This window comes from Streptomyces cupreus (genome assembly GCF_014257025.1).
GTDB lineage: Bacteria > Actinomycetota > Actinomycetes > Streptomycetales > Streptomycetaceae > Streptomyces > Streptomyces cupreus.
On record NZ_JACMSF010000035.1, the window covers coordinates 71641 to 95856 of the forward strand.

27 protein-coding genes and 3 pseudogenes are annotated in these 24216 nt (G+C 65.3%); 23 read left to right on the forward strand and 7 right to left on the reverse strand.

Annotated features, from left to right (window positions below; genetic code table 11):
* Positions 1-240 precede the first annotated feature (240 nt).
* The 3 genes and pseudogenes from H4N64_RS45580 (at position 241) to H4N64_RS45585 (ending at position 2012) form a co-directional block, all read left to right on the forward strand.
* Complete coding sequence (locus tag H4N64_RS45580) at positions 241-1566, forward strand: hypothetical protein (RefSeq protein WP_336246816.1); 1326 nt, start codon at positions 241-243, stop codon at positions 1564-1566.
* A gap of 101 nt (positions 1567-1667) precedes the next feature.
* Positions 1668-1853 (forward strand): annotated as a pseudogene (locus tag H4N64_RS44505) (transposase); the annotation flags it as partial.
* The gene (locus H4N64_RS45585; RefSeq protein ID WP_260860018.1) at positions 1851-2012 is read left to right on the forward strand and encodes an MmyB family transcriptional regulator; all 162 of its coding nucleotides are present in this window, start codon (positions 1851-1853) and stop codon (positions 2010-2012) included. The pseudogene H4N64_RS44505 and the gene H4N64_RS45585, both read left to right, overlap by 3 nt.
* Here the strand turns inward: H4N64_RS45585 and H4N64_RS28060 are convergent.
* The gene (locus H4N64_RS28060; RefSeq protein WP_186285214.1) at positions 1952-2914 is read right to left on the reverse strand and encodes a LysR family transcriptional regulator; all 963 of its coding nucleotides are present in this window, start codon (positions 2912-2914) and stop codon (positions 1952-1954) included. The genes H4N64_RS45585 and H4N64_RS28060 overlap by 61 nt on opposite strands.
* A 149-nt stretch (positions 2915-3063) precedes the next feature.
* Between H4N64_RS28060 and nadC the strand changes: the two genes are divergently transcribed.
* The 3 genes from nadC to H4N64_RS28075 all read left to right on the forward strand — a co-directional run bounded on the left by nadC (position 3064) and on the right by H4N64_RS28075 (position 5217).
* Positions 3064-3957, forward strand: a complete 894-nt coding sequence (gene nadC / locus H4N64_RS28065) for a carboxylating nicotinate-nucleotide diphosphorylase (protein WP_186285215.1) — start codon at positions 3064-3066, stop codon at positions 3955-3957.
* On the forward strand, positions 3945-4817 hold the full coding sequence (locus tag H4N64_RS28070) for a PhzF family phenazine biosynthesis protein (RefSeq protein WP_186285216.1): 873 nt from the start codon (positions 3945-3947) through the stop codon (positions 4815-4817). Before nadC ends, H4N64_RS28070 begins: the two co-directional genes overlap by 13 nt.
* A 106-nt stretch (positions 4818-4923) precedes the next feature.
* On the forward strand, positions 4924-5217 hold the full coding sequence (locus tag H4N64_RS28075; RefSeq protein ID WP_186285217.1) for a DUF1330 domain-containing protein: 294 nt from the start codon (positions 4924-4926) through the stop codon (positions 5215-5217).
* A 205-nt stretch (positions 5218-5422) separates the two neighbouring features.
* Here the strand turns inward: H4N64_RS28075 and H4N64_RS45590 are convergent, their stop codons facing one another.
* The 3 genes and pseudogenes from H4N64_RS45590 to H4N64_RS28085 all read right to left on the reverse strand — a co-directional run.
* Positions 5423-5608 carry a hypothetical protein gene (locus H4N64_RS45590; protein WP_260860008.1) on the reverse strand — a complete coding sequence of 62 codons (186 nt, stop codon included), beginning with the start codon at positions 5606-5608 and terminating at the stop codon, positions 5423-5425.
* A 12-nt stretch (positions 5609-5620) separates the two neighbouring features.
* On the reverse strand, positions 5621-5815 hold the full coding sequence (locus tag H4N64_RS45595) for a hypothetical protein (protein WP_260860009.1): 195 nt from the start codon (positions 5813-5815) through the stop codon (positions 5621-5623).
* Positions 5816-5921: 106 nt separating this feature from the next.
* Positions 5922-7188: pseudogene (locus H4N64_RS28085) on the reverse strand (mobilization protein); the annotation flags it as partial.
* A gap of 2174 nt (positions 7189-9362) precedes the next feature.
* On the opposite strand from H4N64_RS28085, the gene H4N64_RS28090 reads away from it, so the two are divergent.
* The 3 genes from H4N64_RS28090 (at position 9363) to H4N64_RS28100 (ending at position 11522) form a co-directional block, all read left to right on the forward strand.
* Positions 9363-9932 (forward strand): hypothetical protein, encoded by a 570-nt coding sequence (locus tag H4N64_RS28090; protein WP_186285218.1) that lies wholly within the window; start codon positions 9363-9365, stop codon positions 9930-9932.
* Positions 9929-10690, forward strand: a complete 762-nt coding sequence (locus H4N64_RS28095) for a hypothetical protein (RefSeq protein WP_186285219.1) — start codon at positions 9929-9931, stop codon at positions 10688-10690. The genes H4N64_RS28090 and H4N64_RS28095 overlap by 4 nt, the downstream gene beginning before the upstream one ends.
* A 466-nt stretch (positions 10691-11156) precedes the next feature.
* Positions 11157-11522 carry a hypothetical protein gene (locus tag H4N64_RS28100; RefSeq protein ID WP_186285220.1) on the forward strand — a complete coding sequence of 122 codons (366 nt, stop codon included), beginning with the start codon at positions 11157-11159 and terminating at the stop codon, positions 11520-11522.
* 301 nt (positions 11523-11823) lie between these two features.
* Here the strand turns inward: H4N64_RS28100 and H4N64_RS28105 are convergent, their stop codons facing one another.
* Both H4N64_RS28105 and H4N64_RS28110 read right to left on the reverse strand, forming a co-directional pair.
* Positions 11824-12336, reverse strand: a complete 513-nt coding sequence (locus H4N64_RS28105; RefSeq protein ID WP_186285221.1) for a DUF4760 domain-containing protein — start codon at positions 12334-12336, stop codon at positions 11824-11826.
* A 91-nt stretch (positions 12337-12427) separates the two neighbouring features.
* Positions 12428-13162, reverse strand: a pseudogene (locus H4N64_RS28110) (transposase family protein).
* A gap of 255 nt (positions 13163-13417) precedes the next feature.
* On the opposite strand from H4N64_RS28110, the gene H4N64_RS28115 reads away from it, so the two are divergent.
* Complete coding sequence (locus H4N64_RS28115) at positions 13418-14026, forward strand: response regulator (RefSeq protein ID WP_186285222.1); 609 nt, start codon at positions 13418-13420, stop codon at positions 14024-14026.
* A 622-nt stretch (positions 14027-14648) separates the two neighbouring features.
* Complete coding sequence (locus tag H4N64_RS28120; protein WP_186285223.1) at positions 14649-15545, forward strand: hypothetical protein; 897 nt, start codon at positions 14649-14651, stop codon at positions 15543-15545.
* Between the two features lie 403 nt (positions 15546-15948).
* Here the strand turns inward: H4N64_RS28120 and H4N64_RS28125 are convergent, their stop codons facing one another.
* On the reverse strand, positions 15949-17046 hold the full coding sequence (locus H4N64_RS28125; protein WP_186285224.1) for a DUF1152 domain-containing protein: 1098 nt from the start codon (positions 17044-17046) through the stop codon (positions 15949-15951).
* 99 nt (positions 17047-17145) lie between these two features.
* Between H4N64_RS28125 and H4N64_RS28130 the strand changes: the two genes are divergently transcribed.
* The 12 genes from H4N64_RS28130 to H4N64_RS28185 form a co-directional block, all read left to right on the forward strand.
* Positions 17146-17886, forward strand: a complete 741-nt coding sequence (locus H4N64_RS28130) for a GntR family transcriptional regulator (protein ID WP_186285225.1) — start codon at positions 17146-17148, stop codon at positions 17884-17886.
* A gap of 276 nt (positions 17887-18162) precedes the next feature.
* Positions 18163-18600, forward strand: a complete 438-nt coding sequence (locus H4N64_RS28135; protein ID WP_186285226.1) for an ATP-binding protein — start codon at positions 18163-18165, stop codon at positions 18598-18600.
* A gap of 92 nt (positions 18601-18692) precedes the next feature.
* Complete coding sequence (locus tag H4N64_RS28140) at positions 18693-19421, forward strand: GntR family transcriptional regulator (protein ID WP_186285227.1); 729 nt, start codon at positions 18693-18695, stop codon at positions 19419-19421.
* A 123-nt stretch (positions 19422-19544) separates the two neighbouring features.
* Positions 19545-19895 carry an SCO3933 family regulatory protein gene (locus H4N64_RS28145; protein WP_186285228.1) on the forward strand — a complete coding sequence of 117 codons (351 nt, stop codon included), beginning with the start codon at positions 19545-19547 and terminating at the stop codon, positions 19893-19895.
* Positions 19896-19900: 5 nt separating this feature from the next.
* On the forward strand, positions 19901-21274 hold the full coding sequence (locus tag H4N64_RS28150) for an FtsK/SpoIIIE domain-containing protein (RefSeq protein WP_186285229.1): 1374 nt from the start codon (positions 19901-19903) through the stop codon (positions 21272-21274).
* 82 nt (positions 21275-21356) lie between these two features.
* The gene (locus H4N64_RS28155) at positions 21357-21617 is read left to right on the forward strand and encodes a hypothetical protein (protein WP_186285230.1); all 261 of its coding nucleotides are present in this window, start codon (positions 21357-21359) and stop codon (positions 21615-21617) included.
* Positions 21617-22204 (forward strand): DUF2637 domain-containing protein, encoded by a 588-nt coding sequence (locus tag H4N64_RS28160; protein WP_186285231.1) that lies wholly within the window; start codon positions 21617-21619, stop codon positions 22202-22204. The genes H4N64_RS28155 and H4N64_RS28160 overlap by 1 nt, the downstream gene beginning before the upstream one ends.
* A gap of 20 nt (positions 22205-22224) precedes the next feature.
* Entirely contained in the window at positions 22225-22425 is a 201-nt protein-coding gene (locus H4N64_RS28165; protein ID WP_186285232.1) for a hypothetical protein, read from the forward strand.
* Complete coding sequence (locus tag H4N64_RS28170) at positions 22425-22616, forward strand: mobile element transfer protein (RefSeq protein ID WP_186285233.1); 192 nt, start codon at positions 22425-22427, stop codon at positions 22614-22616. The genes H4N64_RS28165 and H4N64_RS28170 overlap by 1 nt, the downstream gene beginning before the upstream one ends.
* A gap of 9 nt (positions 22617-22625) precedes the next feature.
* Positions 22626-22820, forward strand: a complete 195-nt coding sequence (locus tag H4N64_RS28175; protein ID WP_186285234.1) for a hypothetical protein — start codon at positions 22626-22628, stop codon at positions 22818-22820.
* 17 nt (positions 22821-22837) lie between these two features.
* Entirely contained in the window at positions 22838-23083 is a 246-nt protein-coding gene (locus tag H4N64_RS28180; protein WP_186285243.1) for a SpdD protein, read from the forward strand.
* A 130-nt stretch (positions 23084-23213) separates the two neighbouring features.
* Positions 23214-24216, forward strand: a 1003-nt coding sequence (locus H4N64_RS28185) for a replication initiator (protein WP_186285235.1), incomplete at its 3' end; no start/stop codon positions are given.

Consider the following 24216-nt stretch of genomic DNA (forward strand, 5'->3'; position numbering starts at 1 on the left):
GACGGCGTCCCGTTCCGGTACGCCGTCCTTCGATGAGCCAAGTCGGCCCTGCGGGCGTGACGCCACCTCGGTACCAGCGGTCGCGAAGACGCTGCACTGGGTCTGGGACGCGGACCCGGCGCATGGCACGGCTTGATTGGGACCCTGTCGTCAAGAGAGGCTCTCGGGAGCGGCCGACGCCAGGCATCACCCGAGACTGCTGCCAGCGTGGTTGTCAGTGCCCGGCCCTAGTGTGCCCACGTGACATTTCGATCCGGCTTCACGCTCTGGCAACTGGTCCAGACGGCACGGGGACTGACTGAGGATGCGCGCGTCCGGGAGCGCGTCGACGCGGTGCTGCACATCATGGGTGGCCTCGGTGGGACGTACGGCAAGGGCAGGCCCCTGGTGAACGCCTTGGAGGACGTGGCCCAAGAGGCCATCATCCAGGGCGACTTCGCATTCGCCCAGCGCTTTCAGCGCTTTGCGGCCTATGCCGGAGGCGAACTGTTCCTCGACATTCTTGAGAACTACTACGACGACGAAGCCCGACAGCGCAGCGAGAAACACATGCGCAGGATGGCCGCCCTGGGTGCGGACAGGGCGGTCGCCGCCCTGGACGTCCTGTGCCGCGACAAGCCCGGCGCAAGCGCCGCCGACGCCCGTGACCTCTTTCGCGGCATAGCCCAGTCCGTCGACTACTTGGGCCTCGGGGATGGCGAGGGCGGGATCCGGCTCTCCACCAAGGAGGCGAGGCGACTCCAGGAATACGGACACATGGAGATGGTCCTCCGCAACCTGCCCCGGCCCGCCTCCGCAGAGGCCGCCCGGATGATGAGCGACGTCCTGGCCGATGTCGACGCCGGCATGCTGGCCCAGTTGCTCGAACTGCGGGCCAGGCAAGTTGGCCTGGCGGCACTGCGTACCGCGGTGGAGGACCCGGACAGCTCCGAGAGTGCCCTCCATGGCTGTCTGAAGAACCAGGAATGGATCTTTGGCGGGGCCTACGTCGCCGAGCTGGTACGCCGGCAGTACACCCCGGACGCCATTCGGGTGATGTCGTCGGGGAGGTCGGGGGACTCCTTGGGGCGGCGGCTGCGTGTGGGAGAGGCGCTTGCGCTGGCGCGTGGTGCGCAGGATCTGCGCGGCCATCCACCAGGAAAGAGCACCGCGTTGCTCCGGGGCGAGCGGCCAATGCGGGGTCAGTGCCCAGTCTTTGTCGTCGAGGATCACCTTGAGGACCGTCTCGGCGTTGCTCTCCAGGGAGGTGAAGAGTTCCTCGCAGGCATGATGGGGGGACGCCCTCAATGGTCGTGCCCCAGTAGAAGCCGCGCTCGGCGCCGATCGCGGTCGGCGCGGCCGGGAAGGCCATGTCAGGATCGTCGAGGCGCCGCACTCGCAGTTCGTACCGTCGCCGTGCTTGATGTTCGGCGAAGTGCCGCAAGTACATCTGGGGAACGGTGTGGTCTCGCGTCCTGCCCGTTCTGGCCGCCTTCTTTCCTGCGGACGCTTTGCCCACCTGCCGCTCCCTTACCAGCGATTCGAAGTCTCCCGACAGTAAACAGCGCGTTGTGCGATGCTTGTTAGAGGACAGTATGTGACGTGATGCCGTATTAGTCGTCACCGGAACGTGTGCCGCCGCTGCGTCCTCGCTGTCCAGCAGGCCCGGCTGTGCTGAAGTGGCCCCTGTGAGCGACCGCCAGCCCTACGACACCGACTTATCCGACGAACGCTGGGCGTTGATCGAACCGGTCATCGACTCCTGGAAGGCACAGCACCCCTCGGTCAGCGGCCATCATGGCCGGTATCCGATGCGGGAGATCGTCAACGCCCTGCTCTACCAGGGCCGCACCGGCTGCCAGTGGGCCCTGCTGCGCGGCGAACCCAAGCACTTCCGGCGCCCTGAGGTCGGCGACCTGACGCTGGTCATCGAGGTCATGCGATTCGGCGACGACGGCCAGCGTATGACGGTCTACCAGGCCGAGCCCGGCAGCGCCGACGAGGCGGCGCTCGGGAAGCTCGCCGCGCGCTGACCGGGTCCACCGATGCCGCCGTCATCGGATGACCGGCCGCCCGAGCGAGCCAACAACCCCGCCCAAGGGCTGTCGCCGAGAGTGACCAGGACGAACCGGCGGCGCGGCGGGTCGGACACGAACGGCCGCCACGCCATCCCCGCGTCCGTTGTGAAGCTGTTCCGGCTTCGCAGGCCCACCAGGTTCTCGCTGGTGCGCAGGTGGTGGCAGTACAGCGCCTGGCTGTGCGCGTCGACGATCCGCAGCTGCGGCGTCCAGCTGTGGTCGGCGAGGTGGGCCAGGACGTCCTCGGCGAAGCGGCGGTTGCGCTCGGCCGGGAACCACAGGAGCTCCTGGTCCGCCAGGTCGGCCCAGGACAGGGCGGTGTGCTCGGCCAGCGAGTGGTCGGGGCGCAGCACCACGCCGTGCGGTTCGTCGGCCAGGGTCAGCGCGGCCAGGTCGTCGATGGGGTGGAAGACGCGCATCACCCCGAAGGCCAGGGCGCCGGTCCGCAGGAGGTCGAGCTGCCGCTGGGAGTCGGCCTCGTCGAACTCGACGGTCAGGGAGCCGTCGTCGGCGAAGATCCGCTCGACGCGGGCCAGCAGGTGCTCCGGAACCGTTCGGCAGACCCCCACCCGGACCGGGCGGCGCGCGTCGCGCGCCTGGGCCAGCGACGCCTCGATCTCGGCGAGGGCGCGGATGGCGGTCGCGTACAGGATGCGGCCGCCCTCGGTCAGCTCCATCCCTTTGGGCCTGCGGTGGAATAGCGGGGCGCCGACGCGGCGTTCCAGGGCGCTGATCTGCTGGCTCAGGCTGGGCTGTGCGATCCGCAGCACGCGTGCCGCCTCGGTCATCGTGCCTTCCTCGACGACGGTGACGAAGTAGCGGAGATGGCGCAGTTCGACGCTCCGGTGGTCGTACATGCCCGTTCCTTCCCCTCGCGATAGGCCCGAGCCTATGGCTTGCTTCCGCACGGCTATTGGCACGAGCCGGATCTCGTGGGTTTTCCTAAGGAGGCCGTCCACGGCCTCGTCGGTCCGCTGATCAATCTCTGAGAGCTGAGGAACCACCTATGAAGATCGCCGAGTTCCCCGCGTCGGCGGCGCGGGCCAGCGTGGCCGCGGCCCTGGCGGAGGACAGGGCCGCCGACGACATCACCACCTCGTGGAGCGTCCCGGCCGGCCCTATCGCCACCGCCGAGATCAGTACCCGCCAGCCCGGTGTCGCCGCCGGACTGCCCGTGGTCCACGAAGTCTTCGCCCAGACCGACGCCGAGGTCGAGGTCGAGACTTTGGTCGCGGACGGCGTGCGGCTGCGGGCCGGGGACGTCCTGGTGCGGCTGACCGGATCGGCTCGCAGCCTGATCACCGCCGAGCGCACGGTGCTGAACTTCCTGCAGCGCCTGTGCGGCATCGCCACTGTCACCGACGGCTTCGTCCAAGCCGTGGCCGGAACCCCGGCGCGGATCCTGGACACCCGCAAGACCGCCCCGGGGCTGCGGGCGCTGGACAAGTACGCCGTCACCGCGGGCGGCGGCAGCAACCACCGGCTCACCCTGGCGGCGATGGTCCTGCTGAAGGAGAACCACATCACCGCGGCGGGCGGGGTGGCCGCGGCGATCAATGCGGTCCGGAAGGGAATGGCCGATTCCGGGACGAGCGTGCCGATCGACGTCGAAGTGCAGACCGTCGCGCAGGCCCGCGAAGCCATGGAAGCGGGAGCTGGCTGGCTCATGCTCGACAACATGGAGGTGGCCGACATCGAAGAAGTGATGCGAATGAGGGCCGGCCGTTCCGGCGGTTCGGAGATCCTCCTGGAGGCTTCCGGCAACGTCACCCTGGACCGGGTTCGCGCCATTGCCGATGCCGGCGTCGACCTCATCTCGATCGGCGCCCTGACGCACAGCGCACCCGCGCTCGACCTGACGATGCTGATCACGATGGACGCGGCGCCATGCCCGAGGTGACGATCGTCGACGCGTGCCGGCGGCAGGGCCAGGGCGGCAGTCCGACCGCCGTTCTCGACGACGCGCCCTTCACCGATGCCGAGCGACGGCGCATCCCTGCTGCGACAGGCACCTCGCACGCGGTCTTCATCGCTGCGGTGGACGGCGAGGATCAGGCTCGACCGTCGTATCGGCTCCGGTTCTTCACCGGCGAAGGCGAGTTGCCCGCCTGCGGTCACGGCACAGTCGCCGCACTGGCGCTGCTCGCTCTGCGCTACAGCGGCGACGCCGATTACCGGGCCGCGCTGCACACCACAAGTCGCGTATTCGAAGGCTGGGTGAAGCGAGAACACGACGACCTGACGGCCACTTTCGACCCGGGCCCGATCAGCCCGCGGGACGCCGGGGAACCCGAACTCCGGGCGATCGCGACCGCCCTCGGCCTGATGAGCGAAGCCCTTCCCGACGGCGCCTGCGTGGCCTCACCAGGCCGGCCACGGCTCCTGTTACCCGTGCGATCGCGCACCGTGCTGGCCGAACTCCGTCCGGACTTTACGGCACTGCGCCATGCCTGTGACCGCTACGGACTGCTGGGCTGCTACGCCTACTCGATCCCCGATGCGGACGGTCGGGCGGCGGCCCGGATGTTCGCCCCGTCGATCGGCGTCCCCGAGGATGTCGCCAACGCCAACAGCACCGCATGTCTGGCCGCGTATCTCGCGGATCAGGGCGTCACCGGCATCGCGGTCGACATGGGCGATCACCTCGGCCATCCGTCCACGATCATCGCCAACGCACAACGCAGCGCGTCCGGCACCCTGATCCGCCTGGGCGGCGCCGCAGAAATCGCGCGCGCCGTCCGCCTTCCCCGGCTCGGCTGACACGAAGGCGACTTGCGGTGGTCAGCAGACCAACAAGGACGGCCGCCGACGCTCGTCCGAGACCAACCCGTAAGCCAGGTGCACTCATCCCAACACTGGAGGTTCCATGCCCAAGGGCTACTGGGTCAGCGTCTACCGCACCATTTCAGATCCTGAGAAGCTGGCTGCTTACAACAAGCTGGCCCGCCTGGCCGTCGAGCCCGGGGGCGGCCGGACCATCGTCCTTGGCGGTCGGGTCGTGGCGCATGACGCCGGAATCGCCGAGCGCACCGTCCTGGTCGAGTTCGACAGCTTCGAGCAGGCCGTCGCGGTGCGCGAGAGTGCGGCCTACCAGGAGGCGCTGGTCGCCCTCTCCGACGGCGTCGAGCGCGACTTCCGCATCGTCGAAGGCATCGACTGACCGAGGTCCAGTCGGATCTTCACTGAAGCTATGGCAGAGACACCACTCGCTTTGAAGCCGGGCCTCCCGTTCAGGAGGCCCGGCTTCGCGCTGCGGTGCCTTGTTCTGGTGTCCATTTCGCGTCACTGCCCGCTACTGGTGAGGGTGATCTGTCCTCGGAGCCAGTCACTTCCTCACATTGGTCAGTGAGTGACGCGGGCCCTCGTCAGAAGGTATACGGGGCGAAGAGGCGAACCGGGTGGATCATGAGGCCGAGCAGTCGGTCGAACTCGGCCCGTTCGTCCTCGGTCATGAGCTGGACGGCGTTGCCGAGGGTTTTCTGGGTGAGCTGCTCCATGAACGGGGCGAGGAAGAGCTGGAAGGCTTCCGGCGCTTCATCCACAGTGCGCATGTACTCCTGGTATCAGGTGAGTTGTTCGCGCACCTCTTCGAATTCGACGCGGGTGGCGGTGAAGGCGAGGGCCTGTTCTTCCTTGCTGAACGGGCGTCCGTCGCGGTGGCTCCAGGTGTTGGTGTCGGATCGGTACTTGAAGTCCGCGTCGCAGAGTAGGTCGACGATCTCGGGTCGGGGACAGGGTCGGATATCGGTTTCGGGCATGCGGGTGCTCCTCCAAAGAGTCGGGTGGGTGGAGGCATCAATGGTCTGGAGAATCGCCGGTTTCGGTAATCGGCGATCGTCGGCTATATTCCGCCCGCTTTGCCGGTCAGCGGCGACGGCTGGAGTCGTTCAACGCGCTGGTGGCCGGTTGTTTGGTGGGAGCCAGGGACGGGGCGGATGGAGTTGGCGGCGCCACTCCCGCGGTCTCGGCCCTGCTCGCCTGTGCAGCTCGCGCTTGCTCGCTGGGTGCCGGCCTTGTGCCGAGGCGTTGGATGCGCCAGGTGAGGGTTCTGACGGTGGAGCGGGCGTCGTCCAGTGCGCGCTGGCGGGCGGCGTGCTGGAGGAGCTGTTGGGGGTCGTCCTGGCCGGCGGTCTCGGCTTGGGTGAGAACGGCGGCCAGTGCGGGCCAGGCGGGGTCGGTGAGGACCTGCTCGGCGTGGTCCGGCAGGACGGCTCGTAGGTGCTGCGCGTGGCGTTCCACGGTGCAGGCTGGTGGCTTTCGCTGGGCCAGGGCGGCCAGCGGCTGAGCCGCAGCGTGCTCGCAGGCCGTCTGGAGGTGGGCCAGGGCCTGGTGGGCAGCGGCGACCTGCTGGTCATGCCGATGGGCCTGGTGCCAGTGGGCAGCGGCGACGACGACCAGGACGGTGATGTCGAGGAACATCGCCAGCCCGGACCCGTCACCGGTGACCGGTGACCGGTGCCGTGCGTAGTGCGCGCACGGCACCGCGCAAAGCGCGGGCCTGGTCCTGCTTGGCACGGATGCGGGAGCGGGAGGCGCGTTCGAACGCGAGGGCAGCCTGATGAAGCTGCGGGAACAGGTGGTCGGGGGCGAGCAGCGGCAGGATGTCGAGGGCCTCGCCGAAGGCCGCGATGTGTGCCTGGGCCACCGTGTCGTCGTCCTGGTTGAGGTGGTGGGGGATGCGTTCGGCCGCCGCGGTGGCCTGGTGCCAGGGGTTCGGCCTGCGCCGGGTGCCCGACTCGGTTGCCGGTGGGGGTTCGATGCCGGTGAGGCGTTCTGTGATCTTGGGGAAGGACAGGTCGGGGGCGAGTTCGGAGCCGGAGAACCAGATCGGCTGGCCTGTGGCGTTGGTGTCGCCTTCGACGGCGACCTTGTATCCACGTACGTCCCCGGAGGGGAAGTGCTGGACGTCGACGCGGACACCGTCGAGCCCGTCGAGCATGTGGAGGAACTCCTTGGGGCTGGTGGCGATGGACACCAGCTGGCGGACGGTGGTGCGCAGGTGTTCACGGGAGGTCTTCTGCTGGCCTTGGCGGCGGGCCTTCTCCTGCTCGGCCCGGGTGGGGCGTTTGACGGCGGTACGGTCCCCGCGGACCACCTGGAAGAGGCCGTATTCCTTCTCGATGGCAGCGACAGACTCCTGACGTGTCGTCAGGAATTGCCCTCCGACACCCCTTCAGTGGGCACATTCCCGCGACTTAGGGCACGCGGAGGGCATGAAGCCCTCGAAATGGTCTAGACAACAAACAAACCCCAGGCCGCTGACCTGGGGTTTCTCTCTGGAGCGGGTGACGAGAATCGAACTCGCGCTCTCAGCTTGGGAAGCTGCGGGCATTTGGGAGAGACTTGGGCGCTGACCTGGGCGAACGGTTTAGCTGGGGCCTTGTAGGGCTCGGCTGCTTTCACCGTGATTCCCCGCTGTTCCCCGCCCGATCTGGTGCGCTTGTGGTGCGACCATGAGCGGGGATCCGGGCGGGGCTGTCATCTGAACGCACAGCTGATACGCCCGTAGTCTTCGATCTGCTGCCGTTGCTCCTCTGGACCTGGAGCGTGCTCGTCGTCTCCACACCTCAGAACCGTTCCGTCGTCACCCTCGTACACGTCCACAACGCCTCCGTGATGACTACCGGCTCCCGGGCGCCGATCGAGTCGGAGGACCAGCCGTCTGCGCATCCGTACCCCTGGTACGTCCATCGAACTGGCGTGTATGCGGGCGACGGAGTCTCAGAACTGACAGAAGGGTCCTCGACATCGTCATTCCACCCGCTCAGCTGGGCTGTCACCGGGAGGACGATGAAGATCCCTACCGCGAAGATGCCCGCCAGGGCGTAGCCCGCCACCCGAGCGATACGCCATGCGCGGCCCGGGACGAGTCTTCGCAGGACTGAGCATGGATGTCTTCTATCGCAGAGAACGACTGCAGAGATAGCGCCTCGCGTCCTGTTGGCCATCGCCGCCGACACCTCGGATCCGACCCAATATGCTTTCCAACTGTGTTGGTGCCTGGCAGGGCCGCGAACTGGGCCGTTTGCCTGCGTTCATTGGCGGCCGGTCTTGGAAGCAGCTTCCGTCTTCCGTCCCGTCTGAACGTGCGTGAACGGCACTGAATGAGACGGAAACTGAGACGGTCTGCCGAGGGCGGCACGAGGGTGTGGGCACGGCCGGTTAGGTCTATGTGGTGGGAGATCCGCAGCGCTCACACGGTCGATACCTCACGTCCCGTGCATCACCCAGAAGCATCCAGCTGGCGTCAGCTAGGTGTCGTCCGTCGCCGACCATGAGGCCGCAGTGCTCGCTGCCGTGGAAGACCTCACGGCTACCGGCAGCGCTGGCGCGGACCAGTACCGCTGGCTCCCCGGAGCGGTCGACACCTTCGTCTGCGTAACACTCCTGCATGTACTCCATCGCGTCACGCTGGCCGAACGCACTGGTATACGGAAGCTCTCTTCCCCGCATGCTCATCCTCCGTCTGGGCCCGGGCTCCATCGCTTGTTAAGGCAGACGTACCGTAAGTTGCCCTCTCAGCGACCGGGTTCGGTGAAACTCAGCAAATCCACCCATGGCTGTGCTTGGGAGATCGACGCATCCGCTACACCGGGCTCCGGGCGTTGCGGCTGCTCCCGGTCGTTGCAGACTGCCAGCGGCGACTTCACCCTGTGACCACCGCTTTAGGAGTTCGATCGCACCCCGGTGTGACGGAGACCTACCTCGCGCACAGGTGCCACGTGCGGCTGTGGGTTGTCGTTGTCGTCCGCGGTCGTTGATGTCAGCGTTAGATGTCAGCGCAACAGTCCGGAGACCGGGCAGACAACAAGGGCTCTTCGGGCTGGTCTGCCCAACTCCACCAGACGTGCCTCTCCACAGCGGTCGGTAGCTTCGCTGACCGCCGGTCCTCGTCGTCCTCCGCATCGGGCTGCAGCAGTGCCCACACTTCTAGAAAGTGGTCACGCCTCCCGGCATCGTGGGATATCCTGATCCGTTATGCCGAATGGCAGCGCCATCAGCATGCGGCTCGACGGCGATTGGATACGTTCACGCCTCGAAAAGCCAGCCTGAAGGACGTCCCAATGGTTGAGAACGGGGCAACTGCATGAGAACGCCACGCACATTCGAAAGTATGTCCAGCCTCAACGGGGTCATCTCAAAAATAGAACAAACGATCGGTGTTCCGAAGGTGGGGCCCTCTAACTTAATGATCTTACCTTGCCATGATCAGCTTCATGGGATGCACCATGTTGGGAAGACTGGATTGACACGTCTTACCTGCCGCCTTACGTTGTTGACACTTGATCGTGTAGGGGGTTTCGAATGAACGAAGATGCCGAGATTCAGGCCATGAGTTCCGTCGTTTCGGCATTGAACGGTCTTGAAGATGATGCAACGCGAGCTCGCGTGTTGAGGTGGGCTGCAGAGCGTTACGGAATCTCCGTGCCGATGCCCAATTCATCGGCGAGTGGAAACGGTGCGGCGACAGATGACGACGGCAGGATCAGGACCAAGGCCCCAGCCGTTCCTACCGACCCAGTGTTTGATGACTTTGTGGACCTATTTGATGCGGTAGATCCAAAGACTGAAATGGATAAGGTCCTCACTGGCGCCTACTGGCTTCAGGCGGTGAATGCTCAGCCTTCCTGGCAGTCGATGAAGATTAACAATCTTCTGAAAGATACTGGCCATGGTGTTGCGAACATCACCCAATCTCTGACTAAAGCTCAGCGGAGGTCACCGGCCCTGGTTCGCCAGGTGGCGAAGGGTAAAGCCGCCCAGTCCTGGAAGACATACAAACTCACCACGTCGGGTATCGCGTATGTCAGGGATAGGCTAGGTATCACCGGGGCGGTTCCCGTGGTCCTGACTGACGATGAGGCGGAGTCGTGAGCGTTCCTTCGTCTTTCCTGGGAGGGCTCCCCTCTGCTCTGCGAGAGGAGCTTGTAAACGCCCTGGAGAGCATCACGCGGAACTTCAGTGAGGGGAGGTGGGAACCGTCCGAACTGAACGGGGGGAAGCTGTGCGAGATTGTGTACTCGATCATTCGCGGACATGCTGATGGCCAGTTCCCTCAGCAGTCATCCAAGCCCAGTAACATGGTGAGAGAGTGTCAAAAGCTTGAGCAGGAAACCCAACTGCCTCGCTCGCTCAGGATTCAAGTCCCTCGGATGCTGATTGCCCTGTACGAGATTAGAAATAATCGAGGTGTTGGCCATGTGGGGAGTGATGTTGATCCTAACCATATGGATGCCGTTGCCGTTCTCTACATGAGTAAGTGGCTTATCGCCGAACTCATTCGCGTTTTCCATAAAGTCGACACGGCGGCAGCCGCCGAAGCCGTTGACGCGCTGGTGGAACGCCAACTAGAGGTCGTCTGGGCCGTTAATGGGAAGAAGCGAGTTCTTTCTGAGAGGCTCAGCCTCCATGACAAGACGCTTTTGCTGCTCTATTCAGAGTCCTCTCCGGTCGCCGAGAAGGATCTACTGGCATGGACTGAAGCCGCTAACGCCAGCTCATATCGGCGGGATATCCTCAAGAGATGTCACAAAGCAAGACTCATTGAGTACGATGATGCGGCGAGAATAGTACGTATCTCACCCAAGGGTGCTCGCTACGTTGAGGAAAACATCTCCTTTTCGGTGTCCTGACGATCAGGTCGGCGGAGCGGCTTTGGGCTGGAGCTGCTTTGGCGCGAGTGATCATGACCCCGTAAGTTTCCAGCGCGTCGGGCAGTCTGTGGAACTGCCCGGTAAGGCCGGCGTTGGGCCAAGTTCTTCGGGGCTGTAGTCCGGCTGTGCCCCTCAGGGACACCCGCTCTAGAGGCTGGGGCGCCTGGCTGGTGGCCTGCGGCTCCCTTGGTTGGGCTAACCGAGGCGGATGCGGCTGTGAGAGACCGCTGTTGCCTGGCTGACCCCTGCATCTGGCACAGCTGTGGCACGTGCCGATCTGCAGGGTGCTGAGGGAGGAGCTTCTGATCCATTGCTCTACAGAGATCGGTCAACGAAGGTCATACAGGCTGCAGGGAGGGTCGTCAGAGCCGGTATCGGGCGCGGGCGGTTGCTGGGTTGCTGTACTTCGTTGCTGTGCAGCAGGATCCCGGCGGGGGATGAGGTCATGAAACGAGAACAGCTCGAACGGCTGCTGGGCGGTGGCGACGAGACGACGTCAGCCGCCCTTTCTGCTCTCCGTGCCGGCGCTTCTCACGTTGTCTGGGATGGAACGACGTCACCCGAGTCGCTCGCGACGGTCTACGGGCGGCGGCTCCGTCACACCCTTCGGAGGGGCATCGAGACCTCCGGCCTGGCGCGGGCCGTGCAACACCTGGACCTATTCGGCCGACCCGTTCGATTGGGCCAGATCAAGACTGCCGACGGATCGTGGGTTTTCATGCTGTACCTCGACGAGGACGGCAGCACGCTGGTGGCATGCACCGGTGTCCGGCAGACCCAACCGAGGCCGCCACGGCCGGACACCCGCTGAAGCTCTGTACCGCCAACACGTTTTCCAACTGTGGTGGTGGGGTGGTGGGCTGTGTGCAGGGGCGTTCACCTGGGTTCATGGGTGTCTCGCCACAAGGTGGCGATCGGTTCTGGGTCTCCCCTGAACGTCGGTGAACCAGGCTGAATGAGACGGAAACTGAGACGGAGGCAAGGGCCAGGTGCTCGGCTCTATCCCAGGTGGACGGGGCAATCGGCGCTCTCCCTGGAATCTGTGGGCCTACCGCCGCTACCTACTGCCGGCGAGCCGCAAGGAGTTCTGGGCGGTGGGCCTTAGTCAAGACTCAGGCTGCGTCCCGCGGGGGAAGCGCGTGCAGCCCCAACTTGCTGTAAACGGTCTCTGGCCGGCGTGACGACACTCGCCACGCTAGGTCTTCGAAGTAGCGCATGGGCATTCGCTGGTGCTCTTGACGCTCCAAGTAGACGTAGGGCGCTAGCAAGGTCCATGCCCGCAGCAGACTCCCGCCGTAGGCGCCGATGATCAGGGATTCATCGACGAGACCGTGTGCGACCAGCTTGCCGAGATCGTTGTAGAACAGACCTACGCGCTGGATGTTCCGCCTCGCTTCCTCGGGGAGTTGTAGATAGGCGACAGGTTGCGGGTGCTCGATGGGCAGCCGATACAGCACGTATTCGATTGCGTCAAGGTAGTCGTCACTCCGCGTGTCCCTGAACCCCTCCAAGATCATCGCCAGGATGGTCGACTTTCGGGATGACGTGAGCTGGCTCCATGCCAACCATGCCGAGGTGAGCAGCGCGATTACCGATACCAGCAAGGTCACAACGTTCAGATTCATCGATCGTCCCCCACTCTGCCCAACCGGCGGTGACAGCACAGTGCACCCGTCCGGCGTTCTAACGGCAGACCAAACATCTCAGCCTTTTCCATCATCGGCCTGAGCTGGCCAGATGCAGGGCGAGGACAGCCTGGACAAGGCAGGTGATCCGGGTGGTCGAGCACCGGAGCTTGCGCAGGAGCCGCCAGGACTTGAGGGTGGCCATGGCCTGTTCGACGAGTGCGCGGATCTTCGCGTGGGACCGGTTCACCGCCTGCTGACCGGTGGAAAGGGTCTCCCACCGCCCCCAGTACGGGGTGCGGACCGTGCCGCCGGCACCCCGATAGCCCTTGTCGGCCCAGCACGTGATGTCGGCCTCGGCAAGGGCATCGACGATGCCGTGTTCGCGGGCCGCGCGGACGTCGTGGACAGCTCCGGGCAAGGCCGGTGAGGCCCACAACAGTCGGCCGAAGGGATCGGCAAGGACCTGCACGTTCATCCCGTGCTTCTTGTGCTTGCCTGAGTAGAAGGGCCGGTCCGCGGCGATGCGGTCGATCGGCAGAAGCCGTCCAGGAGTAGGTAGGCCTTTACCGAGGCGGCGCGGACGGCGTCGGCCAGGGTGGGCGCGAGGGCGGCCAGGAGATCGATGGCCTTGGTGACGTAGCGGTAGGCGGTCGTGGTTCCGACGCCGAATCCGGCCGCGAGCTGGGCATAGGTGTGTCCCACCCGCAGGTGGGCGAGCGGGAGAAGGGCCTGGCGGCCGGCGCTCAGCCGCCGCCAACGGGAGCCGATCGAGGAAACGAAGGGCAGAGCTGGACACGTCGATGCCGGACGGGTAAACAAGCACGTGAAGCCTCTGGTGGAGACGGTTCTCTTGGTCGAAAACCCATCTACCAGGGGCTTCACTACGTTGTCAGCCCAACTGCCAAGCATTGCCATCAGGTTGGAAAGGGCTCACTTTCTCGGACGGGAGCTTTCGGGTTGCGTCCTGGTCTCGCGAGTGCATGCTGGAAGAGAGGGAGTTGCCCCCCAGCTACACGACAGATTGCTGGTGAAGGGCGGGCAGGGGCCGTTGAGACACCTCATCCAGTAGGGGGCAGTCATGGGTGATGCCGCTTGGATCATTCTGATCATTTTCGGGTCACTGATTGTGCTATACGTTATTAGCGCGGTGTTTTTCCCGGACGTAACCCGTTCAAAGCTGCACCAACTACATAAGGCCAGTCTCACAACAGAGGGAATATCCCTCGAATTCTTGAGTGAGGCGGTCAAGCAGAAAGAGAATCGCCAGCCAAAGGCGGCTGAGCTTGAGGCTCTGCTGCATGGTCTACCGAGCCCACGACGATTGCTATGGGTTGACGACAACCCGCAAAACAACCTTAACGAGGTTCAAGCACTTCGCAGCGCTGACTTGGATGTAGATATCGCTACTAGCAATGCTGAAGCGGTCATCCTGGCGCGTCACCGAACTTACGATGCCGTCATAAGCGACATCAAAAGGGATCCCCCGGAGCCGCAGTCTGCGGGGCTTGATCTCGGCAAGGAGCTGGCTGCTATTCCTGGGGTTCAGGCTGAGGATCTTCCGATCATCTTCTATGTGGGGCGGGTCGAGCAGGATCGCACCACAGAGGGCTATCCGGTAACAGATACACCGACGGGTCTGTTTGAAACCCTTAAAGCGTCGCTTACCAGCCAGACGGGGGTATCGTGATGATAATTCAATGGTGCATGAAGGGGATCGGTGGCCTCTCAGACAGTGAGGCTTTGGATATCTTGCTAGGCGGGGAGGGACTGACTTGTCATTGGTGGCGAAATTATCCCCCTCTTCCTTGGCGTCAGGTTCCAGATCGCCTTACCGAGCATTATCTTGACATGCATGTGAATCATTACGACGAAATAGACCCCGACACGGGCCAGTCGTTCTATCTAGCAAGTCCGTTTATCTCCCTGTCGGCAGGATGTGTCAGTCGCGACGTATATCTCCGAACGAACGTACTGCATCGCGCCCAACGTACGGCTGTTTCTTTTGCGACGGACTGGGGCAGGAGGGCGGGGCATGTCTTCACCTGTTATGTAATCGTTGGAATAAATCGAGCAACGCCCATTCCAGGCGTGGCGGAAGAAATTCGGGATCTTAATCACGCTCGCCCGTACTCTGACTATTACGTGGAAGGGGAAGTCGCGGCCAAAATTCAGGTACCAGCCGTACAGCTCCGAGACTGTGAACGCTGGGAACCGAGTGCCGGCGAACCTGGTTCGGCAAAGGGGGCTCAGCGCTGGAATAATCCTAGGTTCCAATCGCCCGATGTGCTTATCAATATAAGGGGTCTACTGTGAACCTCGCACAAATAATCGACACGCTCGGCGTTGACCGTGAAACGGCCGAAAGGCGTGCGAGGTTCTTTATTAACTACGTAGAGGACGTGCCGCTCAAGGAATTTCCGGACTGGCAAGGATATGCCGAGCGCGCTGATGCGTTCCGTGAAGCAGCACAGTCGGCTTTTCTCGTTGATTCGAAATGGGCGGCTGACTTGCTTCGGAAGGCCGCGAGCGAGTACAGGTCATCTGGCGTTCTGTATGGATGGTTCCTGCATCGCTGCACCATAAAATCCGGCCTAAGTGAACGCGATGCGGAAGTGGCGAGCTCACTCTTGATGCTCATGAAAGAGGGTTCAGCCCCAGTAACCCGAAGTGACATAAGAGATATTCTAGTGCAAGCCCACTTGAAGTCAGACGTTTTGCGGTCTCCTGTGCAGCAGGCGTACTTCCTTATGGCGATACTGGGAAGTGGGTGGGATCCCAAAGAGTCGCCTATTCCATTGGCACAGGAATATACTGACACGCTCCGGCGGCATTTTGGCCAGTATCCGATTGGGCCACGGAGCGCGCAAATTAGCAAATACCTGATGCTAGCAGGGATGCTGGCAGATCTTAGCTACAATCCTGGAGAGGCGTCTCGGAACGCATTGTTTAACGAACTGATTCCGCTAGCTGAGGCGCATGCTCAGGGCCTGTATGCTGCCAGGGAAAATCGTTACCAATGGCGGCGAATGATGTCTTCTATCGACCTTGTCGATCTTGATATTGCTTGCATGGTAGCTGTCGCTAATGATCTCATAATTAGGGCGCATGGCATCCCTATCGAGTCGCAGAACTCCCGCCCGGAGGAAGATCCGCTCCGATGGCTGTCGATCGAGGCTGGTGCGGAGCTCTACCGCTATGCCCAATAAGTGCCCTTCCTCCAGCTAGCTGCACCCCACCATCGAGCGCATATCGGCGGAGTCCTTACGAGGTCGGCGGAGCGGCTTTGGGCTGGAGCTGCTTTGGCGCGAGTGATCATGGCCCCGTAAGCTTCCGGCGCGTCGGGCAGTCTGTGGACCTGCCCGGTAAAGCACGACGTTGGGGCCATGATCTTCGAGGCTCGCGCCAAAGTGGCTGCCTAAAGCCGTGGAGCCGACCGCCCCAGCCACGACGTATCCCTTCTCTCAGCTCAAGCGGCTGATTGCTCTGAGCGCGGCACGGGCGCCGGCCGGGCTGGAGCGGGGCGGAGGCAGGAGCGCAGGCCCGGCCGGGGGCCGGGTCGCGCGCGGGGAGCGGAGCGAGCCGCCTTGAACCCGTGAAGAAGGTTGTTACTCAGGTGGTGGCTGGGATATGCCACAGGGGGGCCGCGTACTGCTCCGGTCGGCTGTCGATGAGCAGTCGGCGTAGGGCGTCGCGCTGGGTGCCGTTGAGGTTCAGGGCCTCGGTGAGGTGGCGGAACGTCGTGTGGGAGACTCCGCGGCTTCGGGCCTCCGCCTCGAACTCGGCGAGTGCGGGTAGCAGCGACTCGGCGTCCAGCCTCGTTGGCGGCTGCTCCTTGAGCCAGAGAGCCTTGTTGCGCTCGTAGTCGATTTCCGAGAAGCCGCAGATCTCGCGGCTCAGTGCTTCCACCTCGTCCAGTGTGGTCGTCGCCATGATTGCGCGGGCCAACTCGTTGCGGCTCAGCGCCTCGTCCATGTCGGCCTCGTGGACTGCTGGGCTCTCGTCGGTTAGCGGGATGGGAAGTCCCGCGTCCCGTACTTCGCATATGCCTCGTATGCCGCGGGCCGCAGCCGCGAGCATCCCCGTTGCTTCCGAGGGGTGCCATTCCAGTACCGAGTTGATCGGGTCGACGTCCTTCGGCGTGAAGGTGTGGACGAGTGGGCCCAGTGTGCCTCGCAGGTCGTCGAGCGGAAGTTCGCCGTCGAGGCCGGGGCCTGCGATCAACAGCCTGACCCGTGCGTTTACTTGGCAGCACGCTGCCAGTGTGAGGGCGTCGGCGAGAGGGCTCTTCAGGGTTGGTTCGTCTCCGCGTGCAAGTGCGTCCCCGCCTACGTCAAGGAGGTCGATGGACTCGGGCTCCAAGTGGCTGATCAGCTCTTCGAGTTGGCGTGTGACTCCCTCGACGCCCTGCCTCGGGTCGATCAGCGCGAACGTGTGCGGGAGCTCTGCGGCGAGCCGGGGGAGTGTGGATCCCGCCGGAGCGATCGGGCGTGCTTCCGCCGGCACTTTCCGCACGGCCTGGGTGATCGGTTCGAGGCCGGTGAAGTCGTCCGCTCCTCGGGGGCCCGGTACAGGGTCGATCAGCAAGCGGTCCCACGCGTACGTGAGGATCACCGCCTGGTCGTCGCTGTCGCCGTACAAGGCCGCGTCAAGCATTGCGGCGGCGACCGCGTCGCCCCCTCCTCCTGCTGCGACGATCAACCGCGTCATGGGCCCAAGCGTACGGGGTCCGGCATTGACCACTCACCCTATAGTGGCTAGACGCCATAGCCACTTGGGCTCTTGCGCTGCACTGAACGAGGAGGGCACATGCCGCAGATCGAGGAGGCTCAGCCGAAGTATCTCCAGATCGCGCACTTCATCCGCGATCAGATTCTTCGGGGTGACCTGCGGCCGGGGGACGAGGTTCCGTCGGAACGTCAACTGGCGGCGGACTGGAAGGTGTCCAGGCCGACGGCCGCACGGTCGCTGGAGGCGTTGAGTCATCAAGGGCTCGTGGAGAAGCGACAGGGGTCCGGTACGTACGTGCGCAGCCTCGAAGTGAACCGGCGGGCACGTGAGTTGTATGGGCGGGCGCGGCAGACGGGCAAGATCTACACGCCTGGTGAGTATGCGGTCATCACGTCGGCCGGCTGGTTGGACGCGCCCGATCACGTCGCTGAGGCGTTGGGCCTGGTGAAGGACCGTCGCGCCGTGCATCGTCGGCGGGTTACCAATAACCAGGACGGACCTATCACGTTGTCCACCTCGTGGTTCGCGCCGGACGTCGGACAGCGGGCGCCCAAGCTTCTGGAGCCGGAGCGGATCCAGGAGGGCACCTTGATGTACGTCGAGAACATGACGGGACGGCAGGGGAGTTACGCCGAAGATCGCATGTGCGCTCGGGAGGCGAACGACGAGGAGGCGGCAGATCTTCAACTTCAGTCTGGATCCGCTGTCTTGATCGTGCATCACGTCGTGTTCGACCTCCAGGATCGGCCGTTGGAGTTCGCCGAAGCCACCTACCCGCCACACCGCTGGGCCTTCGAGCAGGGATACCCCCTCACCTGACGGTCTGTCATTTCGACGAATCGCTTGCACGTCGTGAGTGGCTAATGCCACTATCCAGTAAGTGGCTAAGGCCACTTGATCGGAAGGGGGCACGGCGTGACGAGTCAGCGGCCGGATCAGGGCACGCACTTACCTTGCTGGAGTTGCCGGGGGCGTGGTTGGAAGCGCGTTGGTTCGCGTACGAACCTGGCACTCGCCACTGTCGCCGACCGTGCCCGTGCCACATCGAAGCGGCGCTGCCTCGACTGTGACGGCAGCGGCAAGGAGTGAGCGCGGATGGCGTACACGATCGACCGCTACCCCTCTGAGGACTCGCTGCGGCTTGGTGCGATGACCCTGCACCCGGTCGCGGAGTCCGTGCCTCGGGCTCGGCGCTGGTTCCGGAAGTTCATCGACCCGTACAACCTGGCCTGTTCCCTCGGTGACTGTGAGCTGATGATCTCGGAGCTGGTCACCAATGCCATTCTCTACGGGCGCTCGGAGGACGAATGGGTCGTGAGAGTGGAGTGGTTCCGCGAGAAGAACTCGCTCCGTGTCGAGGTGCACAACCCAGGATTCCCGGCGAACGTGCGGCTGCGGTGCCCGGATGCCCATGAGGCGCACGGACGAGGATTGCTGCTGATCGACTCCATCGCCGACTCCTGGCACTCCGGGCCCAGTCGCTTCGGGGGAACGGTCGTCTCGTTCTTGGTCGCCGATGCTTGGCCGTCATGAACTGAATACGCTCCGCTGGTACTGCACCGCCGGAATCGTCGCTAGTCTGGTTGACCGGTTGACTTGGCCAATCTCGACAGACGGCGGCATTCATGGCGTATGAAGTGGAGGCACCGAAGTACGTTCGCCTCGCTCAGACCATTCAGAGTCGCATCGAGGACGGTACGTACGCGCCCGGTACCCGTGTGCCCAGTGAGAATCAACTGGTGCAGGCTTTCGGGATGTCCCGCCCCACCGTCGTACGGGCCTTGGAGCTGCTGAAGCGGGACGGCTGGCTGGAGTCCCGGCAGGGATACGGCACCATCGTGCGCGGACGGCCGGCGGTCGTCGAGAAGAAGGATCGCCGGGGGAGTGAAGCGCTCGCGCGTGACGAGTCCCAGGCCCCGGGGCGGCTCATCGAGGTCGGTCACGTCCCTGTGCCCACGCGCGTTGCCTCCGTGCTCGGGCTACCGAAGCGTGCCAAGGTTCTCGTGCGCCGATTCCTGGTCGAGGAGGACGGCGAACCGGTCGAGCTGGTGTCGTCCTACTTCCCGGCCGGTTTGGTCGAGGGCACCGAGCTTGGTAGCGAAGTCGCCCTGAGTGGCAGTACCCGCGCACACTTGGAAGCGCGGAAGAAGGTCCGATTTGACCACGTGACGGAGCGTGTCTCGGCTCGGCTTCCCGAGCGCAGCGAAGCTGAGCTTCTTGACCTTCCGGACGGGGTGCCTGTTCTCAGCGTCTTGGTCGTAGCGTGCGACGCTGCCGGACAGGCGCTGCAAGTCTCCGATGTGCTGCTTCCTGCTGATCGGCAGGAGCTGGAAGACACCTACCGCCTGAACTGAGCACGATCCAGGGCCAGTTACTGGCTCCTCTCACTTGACAAGTCAACCTGGCATCTCTACTTCGAACTTGCTAAGTCAACCTGTCAGGTGGCGGGTTGATCGAACCCAGAAGGAGACATCCCTGTGCGCGTGATCCGTATCGACGCCTCGACCGCCACGATCCTGCTCACCGAAGCGCCGGCGCCGAAGGTGCGCGACCGGCAGACCGGGGAGATTGCCAAGGACGCCGTGAGCGGAGAGGCACTCATGACTGTCGGCGTCGTCTACATCGACGAGGGTGAGTCGTCGCTGATCCAGGTCACCATCCCCGAGAGCGGAGTGACGGACGGGCTGACCGTCGGTGCCCCGGTCTCGCTGCCGGGGCTCGTCGCCCGGCCCTGGCAGAGCGTGTTCAACGGGCGGGAGCGGCACGGCATCGCCTACCGCGCCACGGCCGTCATGCCCGGCGCCTTCCAGATGGCTCAGGCGGGCTGATCACCGTGACGGACCTGGTGACCTGGGCCGAGCTGGGCGGAGGACTCGCCGCGATAGGCGGTGCGGCCTACACGCGGCACGCCTACCCGGCCGCGTACTGGTCCACGGTCGGGCTGCCGCTCTCGGTGGCCCGGCTGCTGACCTCGTACTCCTCGACCATGGACGCCTGCGGGCTGACGGTCGAGCCGTCCCGGTGGCGAGCCCTGGCTGTCCGGGCAACCACCCGTCGCGAGGTACGGCCGGTGCCGCCGCGCCGGGGAGTGATCCGGCCCGACTCGACGGGCTTACGGCTTCGGCTCCGCCTCGCTCCTGGGCAGGAACCGGCAGACGTGGCCGCCTCTGCCGAACGGCTGCGGCACGCCTGGGGCGTTCACGCCGTGTACGTCCGGGACGTCAAGCCTGGTGTCGTAGAACTCCGACTCGTCGGCTACGACGTCTTACGCAAGGTGCGCATGCCTCGCCGCGTTGTCAGCGGGCTTCTCCGCGTGCCAGTCGCTCTGCGGGAGGACGCGACCGCGTTCGTCCGCGACTACCGGGCCGTACCGCATGAACTCGTGCTTGGGGCCACGCTGTCCGGCAAGTCCATGTACCTCCGTCATCTCATCTCCGGTCTCGCGCCCCAGCCCGTCGCCCTGGTCGGCGTCGACTGCAAGCGCGGTGTCGAGCTGGCGCCGTTCGCCTCCCGGCTGTCCGCGCTGGCGACCGACCCGGACGAGGCGGCCGAACTGCTTCCCGCGCTCGTGAAGGAAATGGAGGACCGATACGACCTGATCAAGGCCCGGCAGGGCATCGCGCCCGGTACCGCGGACGAGGAGATCACCTCTGACGTCTGGGGCCTGCCCGAGTACGAACGCCCCGCTCCCGTCGTGCTGTTCGTCGATGAGGTGGCGGAACTCTTCCTCGTCGCCACTCGCAAGGACGAGGAACGGCGGGACGAGATGGTCACCCAGCTCATCCGCCTTGCCCAGCTCGGCCGGGCGGCTGGCATCTACCTGGAGGTGTGCGGGCAGCGCTTCGGCGCCGAACTCGGCAAGGGCGCGACCATGCTCCGCGCTCAGTTGACTGGCCGCGTCTGCCACCGCGTCAACGACGAAGCCTCCGCCAAGATGGCGCTTGGCGACATCGCCCCCAAAGCGGTCTATGCGGCCTGCTCCATCGCCCCCAAACTGCCCGGCCTGGCCGTCGTCGGCGACACCTCCGGCGGCTGGTCCCGCATCCGCACTCCCTACCTCTCCCTCGGTGCCGCCGCCGAGATCTGCCGGGAGTCGGCGCACCTCGCCCCGGACGTACCGGCGCTCGCGCCCTTCCGGCCGCACGTCCCGGCCGCGCACGTAGGTGCCCTCGGACCGGTCATCGCTTCCCGCCCGGTCACCGAGTAACCGCACCTGTTCCCTCGGCCGGCGCGGCCGTCCCGCGCCACGTCCCTAACCCCGCCATGCCTGAAAACGGAGAGAGACGCTCGTGACTGCCTCCATGGCCTTTTACGCCGACCGCAATACCACCATCCGCCTCAGCAAGTACGGCACGGAACGCACCCCGATCCTCACCCTCGACGGTGAGGACCACTCGCTGACCGTGTCGGTCTTCGACCGGGTCCCCATCGCCGAACACCTGGCCTTCGTCCGTGAGTTGTCCGCCGCCTGCGCCGACTACGTCAAGGCCCTGGAGACCTACGCCGCCGCCCCACCCGAGAGCGTGAAGGACCGGGACGAGGAGGCGTGATGCGGCTGCCCGTCCGCCTGGACGCCGTACTCATCCAAGCCCTGATCGCCGCCGCACTGTCCTTCGCCCACCTTCACGACCTGGCCTCCGCCGCCGGACAGAACGGCTGGAAGGCGTGGGCCTACCCGGTCTCCGTCGACCTGCTGTTGGTGGCGGCTTGGCGGCGGCTGCGCTCCGGTGGGTCGAAAGCGGCCGGGTGGTGCTGGTTCCTCGTCGCACTGACCGCATCGCTCGGCGCCAACGTCGCCACGGCCGGACTGCTCGACCTGGACGCCGTACCGGCCTGGCTGCGGATCCTCGTCGCCGGATGGCCGGCCGTCGCCTTCCTGGGCGGGACGCTCCTCGTCCACGGATCACCGGAAGGGCCCGAAGCGACTGGGGCCCTGACCCCTGAACCACCTGCCACGGAACCCGAACCGGCTCCGCCGTCCACAACTCCGGTCCCACCCGCCCTCGTCGCACACGCCCGCAAGGTCGCCGACGAACACCGGGCCCGGACCGGGACACCCATCGACACCCCGACGCTTCGCGCCCGGCTCGGCGTCCCGCTGCCGCTCGCCGAAGCCATCGTCGCCCAACTCACCTGAACCCGGGAGAACTTCCGCCCATGCGCCCGTCCACGCTCCGCGCGCTCAACCGCGCTGCCGAGCTGACCCGTCAGAACCGCCTCACCGAAGCAATGCTCGTCGCCGAACCCGTGATCCTCACCGCCGACCCCGTCGAGGGCAACGAGATCCGGCAATGGCTCATCGACCACGTCACCGACTTCACCGGCGAGAACCACACCCACCCGAAGGAGCTGCCCTGATGCCCGCGAACCCCCGCTTCCGCCGGGTCGTCCGCATTGGCCCCGTCCAGGTCGGCACGTACTACGACAGGCGCGGACGCGAGAAGCACACCGCTGCCTGCACGGCTCCGCGTTGCGGCTTCTCGACCGACTACGACAGTCGCGCCGCCGCCGAGCTTGCCGCCCGCACCCACCGCTGCCGCGTCCGCTGAGGAGAAGCCGTGACCGTTTCACTCCCGCTCGTCTTCGTCCTAGGCGTCATCTCCTGGGCCGCGATCAAGTTCCTCGGCGTCCGCCTCTGGGTCGCCGTCGTGATCGCGCTGTTCGGCTTCTGGCTCTCGCACACCTTCCTCGCCCCCGCCATCGAGTCCGGCACCCGCTCCGGGGTCGACGTCGTCAACGGCACCGACAGGTGACAAGGAGGTCCGCCATGTTGTTCCGCCCCCAACTGCCCGAAGCTCCGCACCTGCCCACGACCATCACCACGCAGCACCAAGTGCAGGCTCCCGTACCGTCCGCCGGCCGTCCGCTCACCCCCTACGTGGGAGCGGTCGCCGCCGTGGTCGTCGTCGGCATTGTCCTCACCGCGCTCCTGGCGGCGGTCGCCGTGACGGCCGTGTCCGTCGCCATCGCCGCCGTGGTCCTGCGCTCTCTCGTCACAGGCGCCAACAGGCGCTGACCGGCCACCGGGGCGGCAAAAGCCGCCAAGCATCCCGCCGCCCCGGGGCCTTCCCTCCCAACTGCCGAAACAGCCGAAAGGAACCCCCATCATCACCCGGCAGACTCCGCCCCCGCTGGCGGAACTCTCCATGCTGGCCTCGCTGGGCACCATGCCCGAGCTGGCCCGCCAACTCTCCGTCCTGGGCGGCTGCACCCACCCCGTCCGCCTCGACGGCCACCGCACGGAGTACGCCGTCAACACGGCGACCGGCGAGATCGGCAACGTCCTGCGCCACCTGGACTCCGCCGCGCTCCCCGCCGGTCAGCTCCTCGTCCGCTGCAACAACCGACGTGCAACCCGCTGTGCCGCGTGCGCCGAGACGTACCGCCGCGACACCTACCACCTGATCACCGCCGGACTGCGCGGCGGCAAAGGCACCCCGGAACAGGTCTCCACCCACCCCCGCGTCTTCGCCACCTTCACTGCCCCCGGCTTCGGCCCGGTCCACAACCGCCGCACCGACGGCCGCCCGTGCCGCTGCGGCACCCACCACGACCAGGAGGACGCCGCACTCGGCACCCCGCTGAACTCCGACACCTACGACTACGAAGCGGCCGTTCTCTGGAACGCGCACGCGGGCGCCCTCTGGCGGCGTTTCTCGATCTACCTCCGCCGGGAAGTCGCCAAGCGCGCAGGCCTCACCCAACGCGACTTCCGCGACCACGCCCGCGTCTCCTTCGCCAAGGTCGCCGAATACCAGAAGCGCGGAGCCGTCCACTTCCATGCGGTCATCCGCCTCGGCGGCCCGGAAGGCGGCGACACCTCGCCCCCGGCCTGGGCCACGGCCGAGCTCCTGACCGACGCCATCCGCGCCGCCGCGACCGCCGCACGCATCGACGGCCCGCAGATCGACAGCCGGGCCCACACCTTCGCCTTCGGGCGTCAGCTCGACGTCCGCCCGATCCGTTCCGCCGACTTCGACGGCGGCCAGGACCTGACCGAGCGGGCTGTAGCGGCGTACATCGCCAAGTACGCCACCAAGGGGGCCGAGACGGCGACGGGCACCCTGGACCGACCGATCCGCTTCCTCGCCGAGCTGGCTCACGCCCGGATCAGCGACCACGCCCGGCGCATGATCCGTACCGCCTGGA